We start from the raw sequence: 18,691 nt of genomic DNA, 5'->3' as shown, positions 1-18,691 counted from the left end.
AAGGTAGCGTTAGGCAAGTCGAGGTCTTTCGGATGGACAGTGTAGGAACTTCCATCATCGAAAGGCCTCGACTTTTATCCGGGGACCGACGCGCCAACGCTAGTTACACCCTCGATTCCGATGAGCCGGTTTGCCGCCGGTACCGAATGGAACGCAATCAGGCTGCTGCTGTCCAGCGGGCTGAATTGAACGGCCCCGCGGCAGGCCTCGGTGCTGCCGCGGTTCTGGGTTCTTCGTTACGCGTGCCGGACCGTCATGCGGCAACCGCCGCGCGCTCAGCCGGCAGTTGCCTGCTAGGCGAGGCAAGGTGGATGCTGATATTCAAATGGATGCCTTCCTTGCGGGCGAGAACGTCGGCGAGATACTCGGCAAGTCCGGCTTCTGCGACCAACCGGCGGTCGCCGACGATGGATCCCTGCAGGTAGGCAACGCTGCCGGTTACCTCAGCAGCTTCGAAGGACGCCCCTCCCACACCGTTAGCTAATATCCAGTCAATAACGTCGCGGAAGGCCTGCTCATCCCCCTGGCGGTATTCGGCTGCCATAGTGAAATTGATCGTGTCCAACACGCGCTTTCTACCTCCTTTCACTGCTGATAGTTGGCATGGGTTTAATTACTGGACTGACTGCCCGAATCCTCGTGAGAGAGCGGCTCGCGAACCTGCTTATAACCACCGATAACCAGTAGCAGGAAGCCAATAATCCCGATGAGGGGCAATTGTGTGGCGACGCCGAACAGGAGTACCAGCACTCCGGTCAACAGCACGAACAGTCCGGGCCAGCTCGGGACTAGCGCCGGCTGCTCCGGCATCCCGGCCCGAAGCTTTTGGGCAAATGCCGGATCTTCCGAATCGATCTGCCTTTCCAACTCCTCCAGCTGCATTCGTTCGTTGTAAGACAAAGACATTTCCTTTCCGTACATCAAGCAAGCTCCTCTCAGTGATTCAGTTCCTGACGCATCGGCCCATGGGACTTTGGTATGTCGGAGCCAATTTGCTTGCCGACACCCGAGCCAGTAGCGAGGCTTCGAACGGCGTCCGGAACAGGTTCTCCCCACGTTCTTGCTATTCACTATTCCCTTGAATGTGAATTTGTTTCGGATAAATCAACCAGTCGGCATCTAGTGCCCTTTGACGTTTCTTTATTTTTATCCTCAAGCCTCTATAACAATGATAGCCAAAAGGCCCAATAAAGCAAAAAAGAATTGGTGATAATGGCAACACTTGAATGGTGAATAGAAAGCGGCCGAGAAAAAACGGATTGTCTTATCGTGCGACGAGGAGCATCGTTCGGTCTTGCGCACCATAAGATGCCGAAGAGGGGATGTTGGCAAGAGCTGATCGGATACCGGGAGGACCGCATGGGTGCAATGAACGACCTGCTGGGCCCGGAGGCCGTGGAAGGACTGAGGACAACGCTCGGCCAAGGCTCACCCCGTTCGGGCTGGATGGCGCTCGGCGCTGCCGAAGCGAAGCTGGAGCCGCTCTCGCTCCGGGCACGCTGCGACTTGCTGGCAGCAGCGCTGCTGTCCGATCTCGGCGTCGGCTACGGTCAGGCAGCCGACATCATCCGGACTGCGCTGAATGATGAGTCCTTCACCGGCTGGATGATCTGGCCGGTCTCGGAGGCAGCGGTTACGCTCGCGTTGCAGGACGGGACCACGCGTGCCTTCGACGATGCCTTGGCCTTGCTCTTCGAGCTGACTCCCCGGCTCACAGGGGAGTTCGCGATCCGTCGCCTGCTCCTGCAGGACCTTGACCGGGCACTGGCGCAGATGCAGGACTGGACTCTCCACAGAGACGAACAGGTCCGCCGGCTCGCAAGCGAGGGACCGCGGCCGTACCTGCCTTGGGCGGTCCGCGTGCCGGAAATCATCGCCCGGCCGGAAGCAACGCTGCCGCTGCTCGACGCCCTGCACACCGACTCAAGCCAACTGGTCCGCCGGTCCGTGGCCAACCACCTCAACGACATCGCCCGCCATGACCCGGTAACCGTAGTCGCCCTCGCGGGGAAGTGGCAGGAGGACGCACGCGACGGAACGCCGTGGGTGGTGCGGCATGGGCTGCGGACGCTGGTTAAGAAGGCGCACCCCGGCGCGCTTGCTTTGCTGGGCTTCACTCCGGGAGCGGTGAGCATGTCCGTACCGGAGCTGGACCGGACCGAGGTGCAGTTGCCGGGCGAAGTCACGTTTACGGTGGCGGTCACCAACGACTCGCTGCACCCCGCGCGTTTGGCCGTCGACTACGTGGTCCACTACGTGAAGGCCAACGGGTCGCTGGCCCCGAAGGTCTTCAAGCTCGCCGTCGCGGAATTGGAACCGGGCGAGACCCGCCGGTTCAGGAAGGCCCATGCCCTCCGGCCGATGACCACCCGGGTGCACTACGCCGGCCGCCACCTGCTTCAAGTGCAGGTGAACGGCCAACTGTCAGCGGCGGCGGAGTTCGACGTCGTTATCTAGCGGCGGCAGGGGAGCGATGGCAGGAATTCGACGGAAACTGGCAGTTTTCCCGGCCATGGAATCCGGTGTGCACGGCGTTGACGCTAAGACCTATCGGAATTCGTGAAGAAAGCAGGACCAGCCATGAGCCTTCAACCTCCGGAATACTGGCTGAAGATCCACAACATCGAACTGCAGCAGCTGATGGCGCAGGCAGAGCGGACCCGCCAGCGCTCGCAGTACCAAGGCCGCGGAACGGCGTTGCGGTCGCGGGCGAACCGGGCCAAGGCCGTGGTGCGAACCCAGCAAGCAGTTCCAGCCAAACCGAGTGACAATCGGGCGCTGGCCTGGTTCCGCAGTTTGCTGCCCAGGTTGGGACGTGGCGCACCGGCGACCTCCGCAGTTGCACCGGCTCCAGCTGGGCGGCAGCCGGCCGACTGCTGCGCCTGACCTCAGACTCCTCTCAGCGTGTTCAGGAACCGGATGAATCTCCTTGATCCGTCCGGTTCCTCCGGCATCCGGTCGTAGACTCGAGCCATGGCACGCTTTTTGGTTTTTGTTGTTCTGGCGGTGCTGGGTTTTATCACCATCGTTGCCGCCTCGTTCGGTTCCGTTGGCTGGTGGGTGCTGGCCGCCGTCGTTGTTGCGCTCTTGGTGATCGGGATCTGGGATGTGGTCCAGACCCGGCACTCGATCCTGCGGAACTATCCCATTCTGGGGCATATGCGCTACGTGCTGGAATCCATCCGGCCCGAAATCCAGCAGTACTTTGTCGAGCGGAACGTGGACGGGAAGCCGTTCAACCGCGACGTGCGGTCGCTGGTGTATGCGAGGGCCAAGGGCGAGAACAGCCATAAGGCCTTCGGCACGGAACGCGAAGTGAACCAGATCGGCTACGAGTACCTGATCCATTCCACCGCTCCGGTGGCCACGCCCAAGCAGCATCCGCGGGTGCCGCTCGGCGGGCCCGACTGCCGGCAGCCTTACGACATTTCGCTGTTCAACGTCTCGTCCATGAGCTTCGGATCGCTGTCGAAGAATGCTGTGCTCGCCATGAACAAGGGCGCGGCGCTCGGCGGGTTCGTGCAGGAAACCGGTGAAGGCGGCCTGACCAAGTACCACCTCGAATACGGTGCCGACCTGATCTGGGAAATAGGTTCCGGCTACTTCGGCGCGCGGGACAAAGACGGCCACTTCAGCCCCGAGGCCTTCGTTCCAAAGGCGGCGCGGCCCGAGGTCAAGGGCATCAGCATCAAGCTTTCCCAAGGGGCCAAGCCGGGTCTGGGCGGGGTCCTGCCGGGTTCCAAAGTCACGCCGGAGATTGCCGAAGCACGCGGTGTGGAGATGGGCGTTGACTGCATATCTCCGGCCAGCCACAGCGCCTTCGGCACGCCGCGGGAACTGATCCGCTTCGTCAAGCAGCTGCGCGAACTCTCCGATGGAAAGCCCATCGGCTTCAAGCTGTGCGTCGGCTCCCGGGTGGACGTGCTCGCCATCTGCAAGGCCATGCTCGAGGAAAAGGTAACCCCGGATTTCATTGTGATTGACGGCTCCGAAGGCGGTACCGGCGCTGCGCCCTTGGAGTACCAGGACAACGTGGGCACGCCGCTGACCGAGGGCCTGATGCTGGTGCATAACGCCCTGGTCGGCGTGGGGCTGCGCGACCGGATCCGCATTGCCGCCGCGGGCAAGGTCGCGTCCGGCTCGGACATCGTCAAGCGCCTGATCGAAGGCGCGGACTTCACCATGAGTGCGCGGACCATGATGATGGCCACCGGCTGCATCCAGGCGCAGAAATGCCACACCAACGAATGTCCCGTCGGCGTCGCCACGCAGAACCCGCGGTTGGTGCGCGCGCTCAACGTGGAGGACAAGGGCCAGCGCGTCTTCAACTACCAGAAGCTCACTGTGGACGAGAGCGTACAGATCATGGCGTCGATGGGCTGCAAATCCCCGGACGAGGTCTCCCCGCGGATGCTTCGGCGCCGCGTGGACCATCTGACCACGCGTTCCTACGAGAGCATCTACAACTGGATGGAGCCGGGCGAACTGCTCAAGGATCCTCCCCGAGGCTGGCGCGAAGACTGGAACCTGGCGAACGCGGACTACTTCCGCGAACCGCCCAAGAAGGCCACCGAGGACGAGCACAAGGTGGAGCCCGTACCAGGCAGCCCCGAGTATGACCGGGCCCGGATTCCCGGCGATAAGCACCAGCCTGAAGGCCAGGTGGGCCGCCCCGAGGGCGAGCTGGGCCGCTAGGAAATAAGGACACAAAAACCGCGTACGACGCCGGCACTGAGGTTCCGCTTTTACAGAACCTGAGTGCGGGCGTCGTTCTTCATGGCGTGAGTCCTCGTGTTACGAAGCGGTTGAGTGCTCCGGGGTGCGGCGGGCAGAATCGGACGCAGAATCAAGAGTTCCAACCCTCGGCCCTGGCCGGTTGGACGGCAACCCTCGTAGCTGTAGCGGGGTGCCCCAGGTGAAGATTCGACGCCTGCCCAAACGGGAGGCGTAAGTATGGCGCCCTGCTCCGGCATGCGCCGACAGGAAGGATTCCACCATGACTGAAACGGCTCTCCGTGATCTGGCCGAAGACCGTGCCACCCGCCTCAACGAGGCCGGCGCCTTCTGGTCCGGCAAGATTGCCGAAGACACCGCGAACGCCAAGCTGACCTTCAAGGTCGCAGGCGAGGGAACCGGCCCGGTGGCCACCCGTGTCACCGCCGGCAAGCACGAGTTCTCCGTTGACGAACCGGCGGGACTGGCCGGTGAGGACACCGCCGCCAGCCCGGTGGAGTATGCCTTGGGCGCCCTGGCCTCCTGCCAGGTGGTGGTGTACCGGCTGTATGCACACCAACTGGGCATCCGGTTCGATGAGATCAGCGTCGATGCCGAGGGCGATCTGGATGTGCAGGGCCTGTTCGGGGCGGACGGTAACGTGCGCCCCGGATTCAGCTCCGTGCGCTTGAGCGTGAACATCAGCGGCCCGGAATCGCAGGAACGCTACGAGGAACTGCGCCGCTCAGTGGACGCCCACTGCCCGGTGCTGGACCTTTTCGCCAACCCGACGCCGGTCAGCGTGGAGGTCTTCACCAAGTAGCGGCTATTCCCCTTCTGCGCGGTCGATCGTACGCTAGGGCCAGGAGGTAATACACGATGAAGGCATCGCCAGGCAACAGGATCATTGTCCGCGGCAGGACCGTTGAATCGTCCGACCGGCACGGGGAAATCGTCGAAGTCAGGGGAGATGACGGGGCTCCGCCGTACTTTGTGCGGTTCGACGACGGCCACGAGTCGGTGGTCTTCCCCGGTGGGGATTTCGTAGTCCAGCACAACCCGTAGCCGCGGACCGCAGCCCGTTCACCGGCCGAGAGCTGATCTGAGGGCGGCAGCATGATGGTGCTGCCGCCCTCAGCGCTGTCCAGCGCCTGCCGGTGATGCCCCCGCAACATGGCCGATTCAGGCCGAAATATCGTAGTAATGTCGTGCAGTTACATTTGCCGTGATCGGTGCCATCCTCGCGTCGCCGGCAATTTCCCATGTCTGAACGGCATATGAACGAGAAAGGGGCGTCGGCGTGGCAGTATCACAACTCGAAACCGAACCCTCATTGAAGAAAGTACTGGGCCGCTTCGACGTCCTCGCCCTCGGCTTCGGGGCCATGATCGGCTTCGGCTGGGTGGTCCTGACGGGCGGCTGGCTGGAGTCCGCCGGAACCATGGGCTCGGTGACGGCCATGCTTGCGGGCGGCATCATCATGGCAGTGGTCGGACTGACTTATGCCGAGCTGTGTGCGGCGATGCCCAAGGCCGGCGGCGAGCACAACTACATCATGCGGGCGATGGGCCCGCGTCCGTCCTTCATCGGCTCCTGGGCCATCATCGGCGGCTACGTAACCATCGTGGCCTTCGAAGCGGTGGCGCTCCCGCGGACCGTCCAATACATCTTTCCCAACCTCAGCCAGATCAAGCTCTGGAACATTGCCGGTTTCGACGTCCACCTGACGTGGGCGCTGGTGGGGGCCGTTGCCGCCGTCGTTATTACTTGGATCAACATCCGCGGCGTGAAGGAAGCCGGCCTCGTGCAGAACTTCGTTGTGCTGTTCCTGCTGGCCATCGGACTGGTCATGATCGCCGGTGCCTTCACCGGCGGCGAGGTGTCCAACATGGAGCCCTTCTTCAACGGTGGCATGACCGGTTTCTTCGCCGTGCTGGTGGTGGTGCCGTTCCTGTTTATCGGGTTCGATGTGATTCCGCAGTCCGCCGAGGAAGTGAACATTCCGGCCCGCCAGATCGGTAGGCTCGTGGTGGTCTCGGTCATTCTTGCCACCATTTGGTACGTGATGGTGGTGCTCACGACGTCTTCGGCCATGCCAGCCGGCGAGCTGGCGGGGACGGACATTGCGACGGCGGATGCCGTGGGCGCGATGTTCGGTTCGGACATCATGGCCAAGGTGCTGATCGCCGGCGGTATTGCGGGCATCCTCACTTCGTGGAACTCGCTGCTGCTGGGCGCGTCCCGACTGATGTTCTCCCTGGCGCGCTCCGGCATGCTGCCGGCCTGGTTCGGCAAGCTGCACCCCAAGTACGGCACCCCGCACAACGCCCTGCTGTTCATCGGCGGGCTGAGCTTCCTCGCGCCGTTCTTCGGCGTGGAAATGCTCGGCTGGCTGGTCGATTCCGGTGCCCCGAGCATCGTCCTGGCCTACACCCTGGTGGCGATTTCCTTCCTCATCCTGCGCCGCCGCGAACCGGAGATGGACCGGCCGCTGCGGATCGGCGGCAAGGGCAAGGGCGGCATCGGGATCGGCATCGCCGCGGCTGTGCTGGGCGTGGCCCTGTTCAGTCTGTACATGCCGGGAATGCCGGCGCAGCTGGGCATCGAGCCGTGGATCCTCTTCGGTCTGTGGTGGGTCATCGGGCTGGTGTACTTCTTCCGCGTGCCCGCCGGCATCAAGGCCGGGCCGCTGGCCGAGGAGCACGTGCTGGAGCGGGTCCGCTCGCGCCGATGAATCAGGCACTCAAGAGACAGTCCTGACACTAGGACAACGACGGCGGTGCCTGCCTTCCGTCCCACCCCGGCAAGGTGCCGGGGCGGGGAGAAGGAGGCACCGCCGTCGTAATCAATAGCGGTACGGGTTGTCTTCGGCGGCGCCGTGGCGGGCGTGTTCGAAGCCTTCCTGCCAGGCATCCCGGACAGCGTGGGTCAGCTCCGACAGCAGCCGGTACGAGGGGTGGTCGGGGCCAACCCAGAGCATTTCTTCCTGCGCCCGGTCAAGAATCCCGTGGATCTGTTCGCTCAGTGCTTTCTCCTCAGGGCGCCCATGATTTTCCCGCCCATGCCACCGTGTTCCGTGCCGGCTGCTCCGGCCGATCCATAAGTACCGCGCGTTCTGCCCCGGGTGCTGCCGGGAGTATGCCCGGTACCCATCCTGCCCTTGCCGCCCAACCGCTCGGCGGCCCGCTTGATCCTGTTACCTATACCCATGGTGTTTCTCCTATGGCTGGCAGTGTCCGCCTGCAAGGACGCCGACAGGTCACGCCACTATTTTAGGTCCGGTATGGGCGAGCGCACTAGGAAGTCAGGTCATGGTGCCGGATGTGGCTACCGCGCCGAAAATACCGAAGACAAAGATGAACAGCAGCAGCCAGCCCAGCAGCATGAGGCCGTTGAGTACCAGTCCGGCGATCGCCATTCCCCTGCCCGCGGGTTCCTTGCTCAGGCCAACCAGACCGAAGATGAATCCGACAATGGGCACCACGAAGGTGAACCCGAGGAACAGGGAAACCAGTCCCAGCACCATGGCCGTGACGCTGGCGCCCTTCGGCTGGGGCGGCTGGACGTAGACCTGCTGGTAGACCGGCACGGGATGCTGCGGCCCGGGCAGATTCGACGGCTGGTACGGATTGGACATGCTGACCCCTGAAGGTTGTGCTGAAAGGTTTTACCCAGCCTATCGCCGCCCTCGGACAGTCAGGGCACTGTTACCGGCTGGTCACCTCCGTGCGGGTCAGCTCATGACACAGGCTCTTGAGCGTCCTGGGCTGCTGCCGCCTGAAGGGCGGAGGCGCGGAGGTCCGCTTTCATCACCTTGCCGGTGGAAGTCCGCGGCAGCTCGTCGGTGAACAGGATCCGGTCGGGCAGCTTGAAGCCGGCCAGCCGTTCCCGCAGGTGATCGCGCAGGCGCGCATCGTTGACGGTGGCGGTGCTGCTGCGGATCACGAAGGCCATCGGCCGCTCGCCCCACTTTTCGTGCGGAACACCGACGACGGCGGCATCCAGTACCTCGGGGTGGGAGACAATGGCTTGCTCGACTTCGATCGTCGAGATGTTTTCGCCGCCGGAGATGATGATGTCCTTGGCCCGGTCCTTGAGCTGGATGTAGCCGTCCGGGTGCATGACGCCCAGGTCGCCGGTATGGAACCAGCCGCCGTGGAACGCCTCCGCGGTGGCTTCCTCATCCTTGTAATACCCGAGCATGACATTGTTGCCGCGCAGGACGATCTCGCCGATGCTGGTCCCGTCCGCGGGCACGTCGTTCATGTCCGGATCCACCACCCGGGCACTGTCCGCCTGCAGCATGCCCACGCCCTGGCGTGAGATCTTCTCGGCCCGTTCCGCGGCCGGGAGCGAGTCCCACTCCGGCTGGTGCTCGCAGATGGTGTTCGGCCCGTATACCTCGGTCAATCCGTACACATGGACAACCGTGATTCCAAGGGCTTCAAGCTTGCCGATGATGGTTGGCGATGGCGGTGCTCCCGCCGTCGTGAGCCGCAGCGGCGACTCCAACGGGTGTGCCTGTTCGGCTTCCGCGATGATGTTGCAGACAGTCGGCGCTCCGCAAAGGTGGGTGATGCCCTGGTTGTCGACGGCGTCCCAGACGGCATCGGCGCGAACGCCGCGCAGGCACACATGCGTTCCGGCAGCGGCGGTAACGGCCCACGGGGTGCACCAGCCATTGCAATGGAACATCGGCAGCGTCCACAGGTAGCGGGTATCGCCGGTGAAACCGTTGTGGAAGGTCTCGCCGAGTGCATTGAGGTAGGCGCCGCGGTGCGAGTAGAGCACGCCTTTGGGCCGTCCCGTGGTTCCCGACGTGTAGTTCAGCGTGATCGGCGTGCGTTCATCAGCCACGCCCCACGGCAGATCCGGCGCCTCCGGTGCCGAGGACAGGAACTGTTCGTAGCTGGTTGTCGCGATGGTACCGGCATTGCTGGTCGCAGCCAGGGGTTGGGCTGGTGCGACGGTGCTGTCGCAGACTTCCACGACTTCGTCGAGTTCGGGCAGTTGCGCCTGCAGCCCTGCAAGCGACCCCAGGAACTCGGAGTCCACGAACAGGAGTTTGGACTCCGAATGTTCCAAAATGTAATGGATTTCCCGCGGCGAAAGACGGGTATTGAGCGCCACCAGCACGCCGCCGGCCAGCGGCACAGCGAAGTGGGCGATCAGCAGTTCAGGGACATTCGGGCAAAGGAACGCCACCCGGTCGCCCGGCTCGATCCGGTTCCTGATGGCCTTGGCCAGCCGCTGGGCTTCGTTGGCGAAATCCTGGTAGCTGTAGCTGCGGTCACCGTGGATGATGGCGGTCTTGCGGCCGAACACCTCGGCGGATCGCTGCAGGAAACGCAACGGGCTCAGGGGAGTGTCGTTGGCAGGCTGGATGCCGGCGGGAATTACTGACGTCACTGTCATGCTCCTGGTTTGGCGGGGTTTAGGCGAAGGCGCTGTGGCCGGTGACCTCGCGGCCGATCAGCAGTGCCTGCACGCTCTCGGTGCCCTCGTAGGTATGGATGGATTCGATGTCGAGCAGGTGGCGGACCACATGATTCTCCAGCAAGATGCCGTTGCCTCCAAGCATGTCGCGGGCGATGGAAGCCAGCTCGCGTGCCTTGCGGGTGTTGTGGTATTTCGCCATCGAGGCCTGAGTGGGCCGCAAGGCACCGGCCGCGTCCAAGGAGGCCATGTGGACGCAGTGCAGCTGCATGCTGGTCAGCTCGGCGAGCATGTGGCTGAGCCGTTCCTGGACAAGCTGGAATTTGGCCAGCGGCTTGCCGAACTGCGTCCGCTGCTTGGCGTAGTTCAGTGCGGCCTCGTAGACCGCGGTGGCGTGGCCGAGCGCGGACCATGCCACGCCCAGCCGGGTAGCGACGAGCACGGTTGAAGCATCCTTGAAGGTGCGGGTGCCGGGCAGTACGTCGGCCACCGGAATGCGGACATTTTCCAGCCGGATGCGGGCCTGGTAAATGGCCCGCAGGGACGCTTTGCCGGTAATCGTCTCGGCTTCATAACCCGTAGTGTCCTGCCTGACCAGGAAACCGCGGACATTGCCCTCCTCGTCCCGCGCCCAGACGACGGTGATACCGCCGACCGAACCGTTACCGATCCATTTCTTCTCGCCGTTCAGCACAAACTCATCGCCGTCGCGCACGGCTGTGGTCTCCAGCGAGACGGAGTCCGAGCCGTGGTCCGGTTCCGTCAGGGCAAACGCGCCGAACTCTTCACCCCTGGCGAGCGGCCCGAGCCAGCGCTCCTTCTGTTCCTGGGAGCCGAAGTACGCGATGGAGCGCATGGCCAGCCCGCCCTGCACCGCAATCACAGTGCCCAGCGAGCCGTCGCCGCGGGAGACCTCCATGTTCACCAGACCGGCGGCCAAGGGCGACATCGGCTCCTGCCCCGGGACGGCGAGACCATCGGAGAGCAGATCCAGGTCGCCCATGCGCTTGACCAGATGGAGGGGGTATTCCGCGCGGTCCCAGTAATCGTTCATCTGCGGCACCGCTTCGTCGGTGAATGCCCGGGCGCGCCCCCAGACAGCCCTGTCCGCTGCGGGTATGTCGCGGAAGACGCCGTAGTAATCGGTGTCGAGCGGAGCGGAAACGTCGTAGTCAGGCACTGATGCTGTCCTTTGTTCTCGGGCTGCCCGCGCTGGCGGGCCTCGGGTGATGGCCGGTACCGGCAAGCCGGCCCAGCAGCGGAGTCAGTCCGCCGGTGTGGAAGGGGTAGTTGGCGCCGAGGATCATGCACAGGTCGATTTGCTCAGGCCCGGCCACCACGCCCTCTGCGAGCATGTGGTCCACCTCGTCGGCCAGCGCCGCGATGATCCGGCTCCGCACCTCGGCTGGATCCACGCCGCGTGGCGCGGGCAGGAGAGCACGGACCTCGGGCGGGACTTCGCCGTCGTCGTCCAGGTAGCCAGGCAGACCGGCATCGACAATCATGCGCAGGGTGGCGCTGATCCGGAACCGGTCCGGAAACGCGCTGTGCAGGGTTTCGCAGACGTGCTGCTGCACCACTGGACCGATAAAGCGCAGCAGCGCCAGGGGCCGCATCGGCAGCCCCAGCGGATCCAGGACCCGGTCGACGGCGGCCGGATCACCGCCGTCGTCAATCAGCGCCAGCACCTCGCTGAACAGCCTGGTCAGCAGGCGGTTGACCACAAACCCGGGAGCATCGGCGACCAGAACCGCCGTCTTGCGCAGCCGGGCGGCGAGCTCGAAGGCCGTGGCCAGGCTCTTCTGGTCCGTCTGCGGCGTCCGCACCAGCTCCAGCAGCGGGAGGACCGCCACCGGGTTGAAGAAGTGGAAACCCAGCAGGCGCTCCGGATGCGCCAGCCCGTTGCCCATGGCTTCGATGGACAGCGCTGAAGTGTTGGTCAGCAGCAGGGCGTCCGGCCGCAGGATGGGCTCCAGCTCGGCAAAGACGTTTTGCTTCATTGCGAGATCTTCGAAGACGGCCTCGATCACCGCGTCGCACAGCGCAAAATCCTGCTTGTCCGTGGTGACGCTGACCAGCCCGCGGATTTGGGCGGCCGAGTCCTCGGTCAGTGTGCCGCGCTGCACCTGCTTGGCCAGCTGGGCGTCGATCCAGTCCAGAGCTTTGGCCAGCCGATCCGCCGAAAGGTCCGTCATCAGCACCGGAACACGCAGTTGCCGGGCGAAGACCAGCGCCAGCTGGCTGGCCATCAGGCCGGCGCCGATGACTCCGACGGATGTTACCGGGCGGGAATCGACGGCTGGCCGCCCCGCAGGGTTCCTGGCCAGGGACTGGGTGAGGCGGAAGGCGTAGATGCTGGCGCGGGCCTCGGGGGAGAGGACGAGCTCGCCGAATGCGCGGACCTCGGCCTCGGGGGATGATGCGTCTTGAACTGTCCGGTCGATGAGCTCCAACGCACGGTAGGGCGCAGGCGCCGCGCCGTGGAGCCGGCTGTCCAGCTCGCTCCGGACAACTTTCAGCGTGTCCGCCCAACCGGCTTGGCTCGGGTGGGGCCGGCCGGCGGTCCCTTCGCCTGCGAGGATGGCCGCGGCCACGTCGAGCGCGGCGGGCAGGAACTCGGGCCCAGGTACTACTGCGTCGACCAGGCCTGCGGCTTCCGCCTCCTGTGCAGCGAGATTGCATCCGGCCAGCGAATCGCGCACTACCAGCTTGGCCGTAGCCTCGGGTCCCAGCAACGCCACGGACAGCGGAATCCCCGCCCAGCCGGGAATCAACCCGAGCCGGACTTCAGGAAAGCCGATGGCGCGTACCGAGGAGGCTGCGATCCTGTGATCCGCGTGGAGGGCCAGCTCGAGGCCACCGCCCAGGGCCGCACCGTTGAGGAAGGCGAAGGTCGGTACCGGCATCGCTGCCAGCTTGCCGAAAACGTGCAGGCCCTGCCGGGCGATGCCTTCCGACTGCGCAGGAGTTTCGGCCTCCAACATGTTGTCCAGGTCGGCGCCGGCACAGAATACGGTGCCTGTCCCGGTCACGGCCACTGCGTCGACGTCGGAGGTCTGCACCGCGTCGAGGACTCCGTCCAGCTGCTCCAACGAGGCCGGACCGAGTGTGGCCGGCCGGCCGCCGGGGCCGGACAAGGTGAGCAAGGCAAACCGGAAACCGTTGCGCTCAAGGTAGGAGATAACGACGTCGGGAACTGTCTCGGGGATAGTCACCGTAGAAGTATGCGCTGAAACTCAGTACCGGGTCAAGGGAAACTGAGTTTCAGAACTAGCTTTCCCGCAGTTTCTGCTGGAGCCTGCGTGCAAGTTCAGCCGGCGGGAGGGACTTGGGGAACACGGCCACGACCACTTCCTCCTCGGCCGGCGGGCTTGAGTCCGAGGGCGCGAGCACACCGTACAGACGCCGCACGTCATCGAGTGCTGCCTGCAGTTCCTCGACGTCGAGTTCCCGTTCATTGCGCAGCAGGTCACGGAGCAGGAAGTTGTGCGTGCTGATGACTGTTGCCGCAAAGCGCACGGCATCCAGCGGCGGCAGTCCCGGGACGGCGTCGCGAAGGTACTGGCCGAACAGACGTTCATAGCGGAAGACCGTGACGAGCTCGCGGTCCCGCAAGGCGGGTACGGCGTTGACCACCTGATAGCGCTGCCGGGACGTTTCGACCTGTTTCGCGAAATGCTCGAAAACCATCGCGGCGACCCGGCAGACTGCTTCCCATGGGTCCCGGTGTTCCTGTGTCAGCAGCACTTCCGCCTGCTCCAGCAAGGTCTCGTGGTCGGCGAAAATGACATCTTCCTTGGAGCGGAATTGCCGGAAGAACTTGCTCCGCGAGATACCCGCAGCCTGCGCAATCTCATCGACGCTGGTGGCCTCATAACCCTGGTTGACAAAAAGCCCCAGCGCTATCGAGGCGACACCGGAGCGGAACTGCGCCTGTTCACCGGTGCTGCCGTTGTCCATCGTCCTCACCATCAGGCTGCCCTGCTCCCGGCCGGAAACTCATCGTGAATCACCGTTCCACCGTACGGTACCGGCACGGTCACCGCAGGAAAACGATGTACACGGCGAAGATGCCCAGACCAAGCAGCCAGCCCACAACCACCTGCGGCCAGGTGTGGGCCAGCAACTGGACCCGGGACCACCCGACTGCCAGGGGAAGGGCTGCCCAAAGGAGTCCCAGCGGCAGGGTAGCCGAGGCCAGCATCGCTCCGAGGATCCCAGCCACCGCGGCATGTACGGACACTTTCCAGACCAGATTTATGAGCAGGGAAGCCACCAAACCCAGCAGCACGGCGTAGACCAGCGAGTGCAGCGCCGGCGGTGCCTGCATCAGCGTGAGCAGCCAGAGGCCAACTCCGATCGAGACGGCGGTGCCCGCCAGGATGGGAGCGCGCTGCGTCCGCGTCCCGATGTGGATGTCGCTGAGTTTGCCCCGCCGGGCCAGCAGGACCACAACGCTGAAGGGCAAGAGCGTGACAAAGAATGCGGCCACGGCAGCCTGCGCTGCGGTCACCTCCGGCAGGGTGAACGGGGAGGTCACCAGCACCAGTGTCACCAGGACAGCGGGCGCGAAAATCTCGGTGGTGACGCGTGCGATCCGGTGGATGAGGACAGGGTTTCGGGACACTTTCCAGCCTAGCGGGCCTGTTGGCTACTCGGCTGACCATGTAGCCGCCGCAAGCATTTTTTCCGGGACCCAAGGATTTTTCAAGAGCACGGATAGATGCTGGACATGTCAACTAATCGCAGTCCAAGGAGCGTCCCGTCCGAAGGAGAACCCGATGTCCGATTCCACCCGCATACAGCTGCAGCATATTGGAATTACTGCCTTGCGCGTCATCGCCGGACTGATCTTTGTCGCCTACGGGTGGCAGAAAGTCAGCCAGAATACCGTAGCCGGCGTCACGGGCTACTTCACCCAGTTGGGCGTGCCGCTGCCCGAACTGTTCGGTCCGTTCATCTCCTACCTGGAACTCCTCGGCGGCATGGCCCTCATCCTGGGCGTACTGACCCGGCCGATCGCCCTGTTGTTTATGGCCGACATGGCCGGAGCTCTCATCTTCGCGCACCTGCCCTCCGGTTTCTACGTGGAGCAGGGAGGCTTTTCCCAGGTGCTGATTCTGGGCACGGCAGCCCTTGCCATTGCACTGATCGGCCCCGGCCCGTACTCCGTGGACCGTTACCTCTTCGGCCGAAAGGAATCGAAAGTGGCGGTCCTCGCCTGACAACGAAATCCCTACCCAACCAGATACGAAGTTCGACGTCGGCACTTACCAAAGTGCCGACGTCGTCCTCTGAATTGGGCCAGGCATCTGGCCTGCCGCCGGACGGATCCGAGCGGACTTACCTGCCGGCGCGTGTTGGTCGCGGTGCTGTCGGCAGGTACTCCATGGAATCTGCCGAAGAACTGACGAGTTGGCGGAAGCGCCCGCCCGGGGCTGACTGCGGATCATTCGGGGGAGTGTATGCCGCCAGCAGATCTTGGGTGATGGCGGCTGAAGCCCCCTGGAGCAGACGCACCAGGGGTAACGTCGGCGCGTCGTCGTTCGGCACCACCACGCTGAGGCCTGCCACAATCGTGTCGTTAACCCCGCGCACCGGTACGGCAATGCCACGAGCATCCGGGTGGATGAAGCCGTTGCCGATGGCAAAGCCGTCGCGGCGGATCTTCTGCAGGAGCCGGCGCAGGGCATCCGGAGACTGGACTGTCTGCTCGGTGTAGCGGAACAGCTCGCCGGAGAACACGTCATGTTGGAACTCGTCATCGGCATGCGCCAGCAGGACGAGGCCGCTGCTGGAGGCGTGCAGCGGGAGCCGCCCGCCCACCAGCGTCACGTTGACTACCGCATCTCGCGCGGAGAGGCGTTCGAGGAACAGCACCTCCTGACCCTCCAAGATGCCCAACTGGGTGTGCTGCCGGACCCTGGACTGGACGGACTGAAGGTGCGGCATCGCAATTTCGCGCAGGCCGAGCGCGCCCGGGGTCCGGCAAGCGATTTCCCAGAGCCGCACCCCCAACCGGTATGTCTTGTCGGGCTGCCGCTCCAGCAGGCCGAAGTCCTCCATCTCGGCAACGATCCGGTGTGTTGTGGCCAGCGGCAAGCCGCTGCGCACCGACAGCTGCGAGATGTTCAGGAAGACCGCATCGACGTCGAACGCTGTAAAGACCTGCATGACGCGGCTCAACGCCGAGCGGCCGCCAGATGATCTGGCCACGAGTTTTTCCTTTCAAATGAAAGCGGACTGTTCCGGCTATTGTGTCATGGGTCATAGTTCCTGTACTGCCGGTCGCAACGTAGTGAACCGGGCTTGGGGAACGCGGGCTGACATTGCCCAGTGACGAGAGGGAGTGCGATGGTTCAACGGAGAAGCATCAAAATGGCAACTGTAGGCGCCGTATTGACGACGGCGGCGCTCGCCTTGAGCGCGTGCGGCGGCGGTGCTTCCGCCGGCTCGGGAGACGGGGCTGCCGAGGAACTTCAGTTGGGTTATTTCCCGCTCGTGCATACGTCCACGGCGGTCAACGCGGATGAATCCGGGATCTTCGCCGACAACGGCCTCGATGTGGAACTCGTTCCCACGCAGGGTGGGGCGGCTGCCATTCCGGCCCTGGTCTCCGGCAGTGTGGATCTGATGTATACGAATTACACTTCGGCACTGCTGGCGGTCGAACAGGGCCTGCCTATCCGGCTTGTCGCGGGTAACGACGTAGGCAAAGCCGACCACGGCATCTTCGTCGCGAAGGATTCAGGTATTGAAACGGTGGCGGATCTGAATGGGAAGACCTTCGCAGTTAATAACCTGCAGAATATCGGCACCGTTGCCATCAACTCGCTGCTCGAGGATGCCGGCATGCAGACCTCCAATGTGAAGCTCGTGGAGATGCCCTATCCGGACATGCAGGCCGCCCTCGAACGTGGCGCCGTGGACGCCATCTGGCAGGTGGAACCGTTCCAGGCCAGCGCTACGGCAGCAGGCTTGGTGAAGATCGGTGATCTGTTCACCGGTCCTGTTGCGGACATGCCGGTGGGCGGCTGGATCACCACCGAAAAGTTTGCGCAGGAGAATCCCGAGGCAATCGCTGCGTTCCAGGAGTCCATCTCCGCCTCTGCCGAGGAGCTGCAGGGCAACCGCGAGCGGCTGGTCGAGCTGGTGCCGACGTTCACCAAGGTGACGGCCGACGTCGTCGAAGCCATCGAGATGCCCCGGTTCCAGGGCGAATTGGACACCCAGCAGCTGCAGAAAACAGCGGACCTGATGTTTGAGTACAAGATCATCGACAGCGAACTGGACATCGCGTCCCTCGTCGCGGAGTAGGGGAGAACCTTGACTATCCAATCCACAGCGCAGGAAGTACCGGTCCTGGAGCTGGACCCGTTTAGCGACGAGTTCCTGAACGATCCCTACGAGGCCCATGAGCAGATGCGCGAGGCTGGACCGGTGTTCTGGCTGGAGCGCTACCAGCTGTATGGCGTCGCCCGGCATACGGAAGTCTCCCAGGTCCTGGCCGACCATGAGACGTACGTTTCGTCCCGAGGTGTAGGTATCTCGGACTTCGCCAAGGAGAAGCCGTGGCGTCCGCCGAGCCTGCTGCTTGAGGCCGATCCACCCCACCACACCAAGGCCCGACATGTGGTCTCCCACATCATGACGCCGAAGGTGCTGCGCGGGCTCAAGGAGGGGTTCCAGGAGCGCGCCGACGAACTGGTGGAGCGAGTGGCCGCGGGAAAAGGCACTGTTGATGGCGTTGCTGACCTTGCCGAGGCCTACCCTTTGGAGGTTTTTCCGGACTTCATCGGGCTGCCGAAGGACGGCCGCGAGAACCTGCTGCCCTACGGCACGATGGTCTTCAATACCTTCGGTCCCCGGAACAGCCACTTCGAGCGCGCCATGGAGCGCGGCGCCAAGGCGCAGGCCTGGATCATGGAACAGTGCCAGCCGGGTGCGCCCGCGCCGGACGGGCTCGGAGCGAAAATCCACGCGGCGGCGGCCGAAGCCGGCTACAACGAAGAGGACCAGGCCAAGCTGCTGCGCTCCTTCCTCTCCGCCGGCGTCGACACCACGGTGCACGGGATCGGCAACGCCCTGCAGTGCCTGGCCGAAAACCCGGAGCAGTTCGGCTACCTGCGCGAGGACCCGTCCCTCGCACGTGCGGCCTTTGAGGAAACCGTGCGCTACTCGTCGCCGGTCCAGACCTTCTTCCGCACCACCAACAAGGATGCCGAGCTCTCCGGCATCAGGATTCCGGAGGGATCCAAGGTTCTGATGTTCCTCGCCGCGGCAAACCGCGATCCGCGCCAATGGGAGAACCCGGCACGCTTCGACATCAGCCGCAAGGCTGCCGGTCACGTGGGCTTCGGATTCGGCGTCCACGCCTGCCTGGGCCAGATGCTGGCCCGCTTGGAAGGCGAGTGCTTCCTTACGGCCCTCGTACGCCACGTTGAAAAGCTCGAGCCCGCCGGCGAACCCGTCCAGCAGCTGAATAACACCCTGCGCGGGCTGGACAGCCTGCCGCTGCGCCTGACGGCGGCCTGAAAACTTA

Annotated in this window: 20 protein-coding genes and 1 riboswitch; of the genes, 9 read left to right on the top strand and 11 right to left on the bottom strand. The window is 64.0% G+C overall.

Going from position 1 to position 18,691, the window contains the following annotated elements; all coding sequences use genetic code 11:
* Window positions 1-253: 253 nt before the first annotated feature.
* Together HGO92_RS14435 and HGO92_RS14430 are read right to left on the bottom strand one after the other, a co-directional pair.
* Window positions 254-568 (bottom strand): hypothetical protein, encoded by a 315-nt coding sequence (locus HGO92_RS14435; protein ID WP_169995976.1) that lies wholly within the window; start codon window positions 566-568, stop codon window positions 254-256.
* 41 nt (window positions 569-609) lie between these two features.
* Complete coding sequence (locus HGO92_RS14430) at window positions 610-900, bottom strand: DUF3040 domain-containing protein (protein WP_169995974.1); 291 nt, start codon at window positions 898-900, stop codon at window positions 610-612.
* A gap of 459 nt (window positions 901-1,359) precedes the next feature.
* Between HGO92_RS14430 and HGO92_RS14425 the strand changes: the two genes are divergently transcribed.
* The 6 genes from HGO92_RS14425 (at window position 1,360) to HGO92_RS14400 (ending at window position 7,447) form a co-directional block, all read left to right on the top strand.
* Window positions 1,360-2,457, top strand: coding sequence for a DNA alkylation repair protein (locus HGO92_RS14425; RefSeq protein ID WP_169995972.1), 1,098 nt, complete (start codon window positions 1,360-1,362; stop codon window positions 2,455-2,457).
* 123 nt (window positions 2,458-2,580) lie between these two features.
* The gene (locus HGO92_RS14420) at window positions 2,581-2,886 is read left to right on the top strand and encodes a hypothetical protein (protein ID WP_169995970.1); all 306 of its coding nucleotides are present in this window, start codon (window positions 2,581-2,583) and stop codon (window positions 2,884-2,886) included.
* Between the two features lie 87 nt (window positions 2,887-2,973).
* Window positions 2,974-4,695: an FMN-binding glutamate synthase family protein gene (locus HGO92_RS14415; protein ID WP_169995968.1), complete on the top strand. Its 1,722-nt coding sequence runs from the start codon at window positions 2,974-2,976 to the stop codon at window positions 4,693-4,695.
* A 149-nt stretch (window positions 4,696-4,844) separates the two neighbouring features.
* Window positions 4,845-4,960: riboswitch (SAM riboswitch) on the top strand.
* 36 nt (window positions 4,961-4,996) lie between these two features.
* On the top strand, window positions 4,997-5,536 hold the full coding sequence (locus tag HGO92_RS14410; protein WP_169995966.1) for an OsmC family protein: 540 nt from the start codon (window positions 4,997-4,999) through the stop codon (window positions 5,534-5,536).
* Window positions 5,537-5,592: 56 nt separating this feature from the next.
* A complete protein-coding gene (locus HGO92_RS14405; RefSeq protein WP_074700899.1) occupies window positions 5,593-5,778 on the top strand; it encodes a DUF1918 domain-containing protein in 186 nt (61 codons plus the stop codon).
* A 319-nt stretch (window positions 5,779-6,097) separates the two neighbouring features.
* Window positions 6,098-7,447: an APC family permease gene (locus HGO92_RS14400; protein WP_240974649.1), complete on the top strand. Its 1,350-nt coding sequence runs from the start codon at window positions 6,098-6,100 to the stop codon at window positions 7,445-7,447.
* A gap of 111 nt (window positions 7,448-7,558) precedes the next feature.
* Here the strand turns inward: HGO92_RS14400 and HGO92_RS24275 are convergent, their stop codons facing one another.
* The 8 genes from HGO92_RS24275 to HGO92_RS14365 form a co-directional block, all read right to left on the bottom strand.
* Window positions 7,559-7,693, bottom strand: coding sequence for a hypothetical protein (locus HGO92_RS24275; RefSeq protein ID WP_277351902.1), 135 nt, complete (start codon window positions 7,691-7,693; stop codon window positions 7,559-7,561).
* A gap of 41 nt (window positions 7,694-7,734) precedes the next feature.
* Entirely contained in the window at window positions 7,735-7,923 is a 189-nt protein-coding gene (locus tag HGO92_RS14395) for a hypothetical protein (RefSeq protein ID WP_169995962.1), read from the bottom strand.
* 94 nt (window positions 7,924-8,017) lie between these two features.
* Complete coding sequence (locus HGO92_RS14390) at window positions 8,018-8,350, bottom strand: DUF4190 domain-containing protein (RefSeq protein ID WP_169995960.1); 333 nt, start codon at window positions 8,348-8,350, stop codon at window positions 8,018-8,020.
* A 101-nt stretch (window positions 8,351-8,451) separates the two neighbouring features.
* Window positions 8,452-10,128, bottom strand: a complete 1,677-nt coding sequence (locus HGO92_RS14385) for an acyl--CoA ligase family protein (RefSeq protein WP_169995958.1) — start codon at window positions 10,126-10,128, stop codon at window positions 8,452-8,454.
* Window positions 10,129-10,147: 19 nt separating this feature from the next.
* Window positions 10,148-11,329 (bottom strand): acyl-CoA dehydrogenase family protein, encoded by a 1,182-nt coding sequence (locus tag HGO92_RS14380; RefSeq protein WP_169995956.1) that lies wholly within the window; start codon window positions 11,327-11,329, stop codon window positions 10,148-10,150.
* Window positions 11,322-13,364: a 3-hydroxyacyl-CoA dehydrogenase NAD-binding domain-containing protein gene (locus HGO92_RS14375; RefSeq protein ID WP_169995954.1), complete on the bottom strand. Its 2,043-nt coding sequence runs from the start codon at window positions 13,362-13,364 to the stop codon at window positions 11,322-11,324. Before HGO92_RS14375 ends, HGO92_RS14380 begins: the two co-directional genes overlap by 8 nt.
* 55 nt (window positions 13,365-13,419) lie before the next feature.
* Window positions 13,420-14,109 carry a TetR/AcrR family transcriptional regulator gene (locus tag HGO92_RS14370; RefSeq protein WP_169995953.1) on the bottom strand — a complete coding sequence of 230 codons (690 nt, stop codon included), beginning with the start codon at window positions 14,107-14,109 and terminating at the stop codon, window positions 13,420-13,422.
* 79 nt (window positions 14,110-14,188) lie between these two features.
* Window positions 14,189-14,776 (bottom strand): phosphatase PAP2 family protein, encoded by a 588-nt coding sequence (locus HGO92_RS14365; RefSeq protein WP_169995951.1) that lies wholly within the window; start codon window positions 14,774-14,776, stop codon window positions 14,189-14,191.
* A gap of 154 nt (window positions 14,777-14,930) precedes the next feature.
* Between HGO92_RS14365 and HGO92_RS14360 the strand changes: the two genes are divergently transcribed.
* Window positions 14,931-15,374 carry a DoxX family protein gene (locus tag HGO92_RS14360; RefSeq protein WP_169995949.1) on the top strand — a complete coding sequence of 148 codons (444 nt, stop codon included), beginning with the start codon at window positions 14,931-14,933 and terminating at the stop codon, window positions 15,372-15,374.
* A gap of 118 nt (window positions 15,375-15,492) precedes the next feature.
* On the opposite strand, the gene HGO92_RS14355 is transcribed toward HGO92_RS14360, so the two are convergent.
* The gene (locus tag HGO92_RS14355) at window positions 15,493-16,365 is read right to left on the bottom strand and encodes an IclR family transcriptional regulator domain-containing protein (protein ID WP_169995948.1); all 873 of its coding nucleotides are present in this window, start codon (window positions 16,363-16,365) and stop codon (window positions 15,493-15,495) included.
* A gap of 162 nt (window positions 16,366-16,527) precedes the next feature.
* Here HGO92_RS14355 and HGO92_RS14350 point away from each other — a divergent pair, with 162 nt between their 5' ends.
* Both HGO92_RS14350 and HGO92_RS14345 read left to right on the top strand, forming a co-directional pair.
* Complete coding sequence (locus tag HGO92_RS14350; RefSeq protein ID WP_240974629.1) at window positions 16,528-17,466, top strand: ABC transporter substrate-binding protein; 939 nt, start codon at window positions 16,528-16,530, stop codon at window positions 17,464-17,466.
* A gap of 9 nt (window positions 17,467-17,475) precedes the next feature.
* Window positions 17,476-18,684, top strand: a complete 1,209-nt coding sequence (locus tag HGO92_RS14345; RefSeq protein ID WP_169995944.1) for a cytochrome P450 — start codon at window positions 17,476-17,478, stop codon at window positions 18,682-18,684.
* The last annotated feature ends 7 nt before the right edge of the window (window positions 18,685-18,691 follow it).

The organism is Crystallibacter degradans (genome assembly GCF_012952295.1).
In the GTDB taxonomy this organism is placed as follows: Bacteria; Actinomycetota; Actinomycetes; order Actinomycetales; family Micrococcaceae; genus Crystallibacter; species Crystallibacter degradans.
This window is presented reverse-complemented; position numbering and strand designations above follow the sequence as displayed.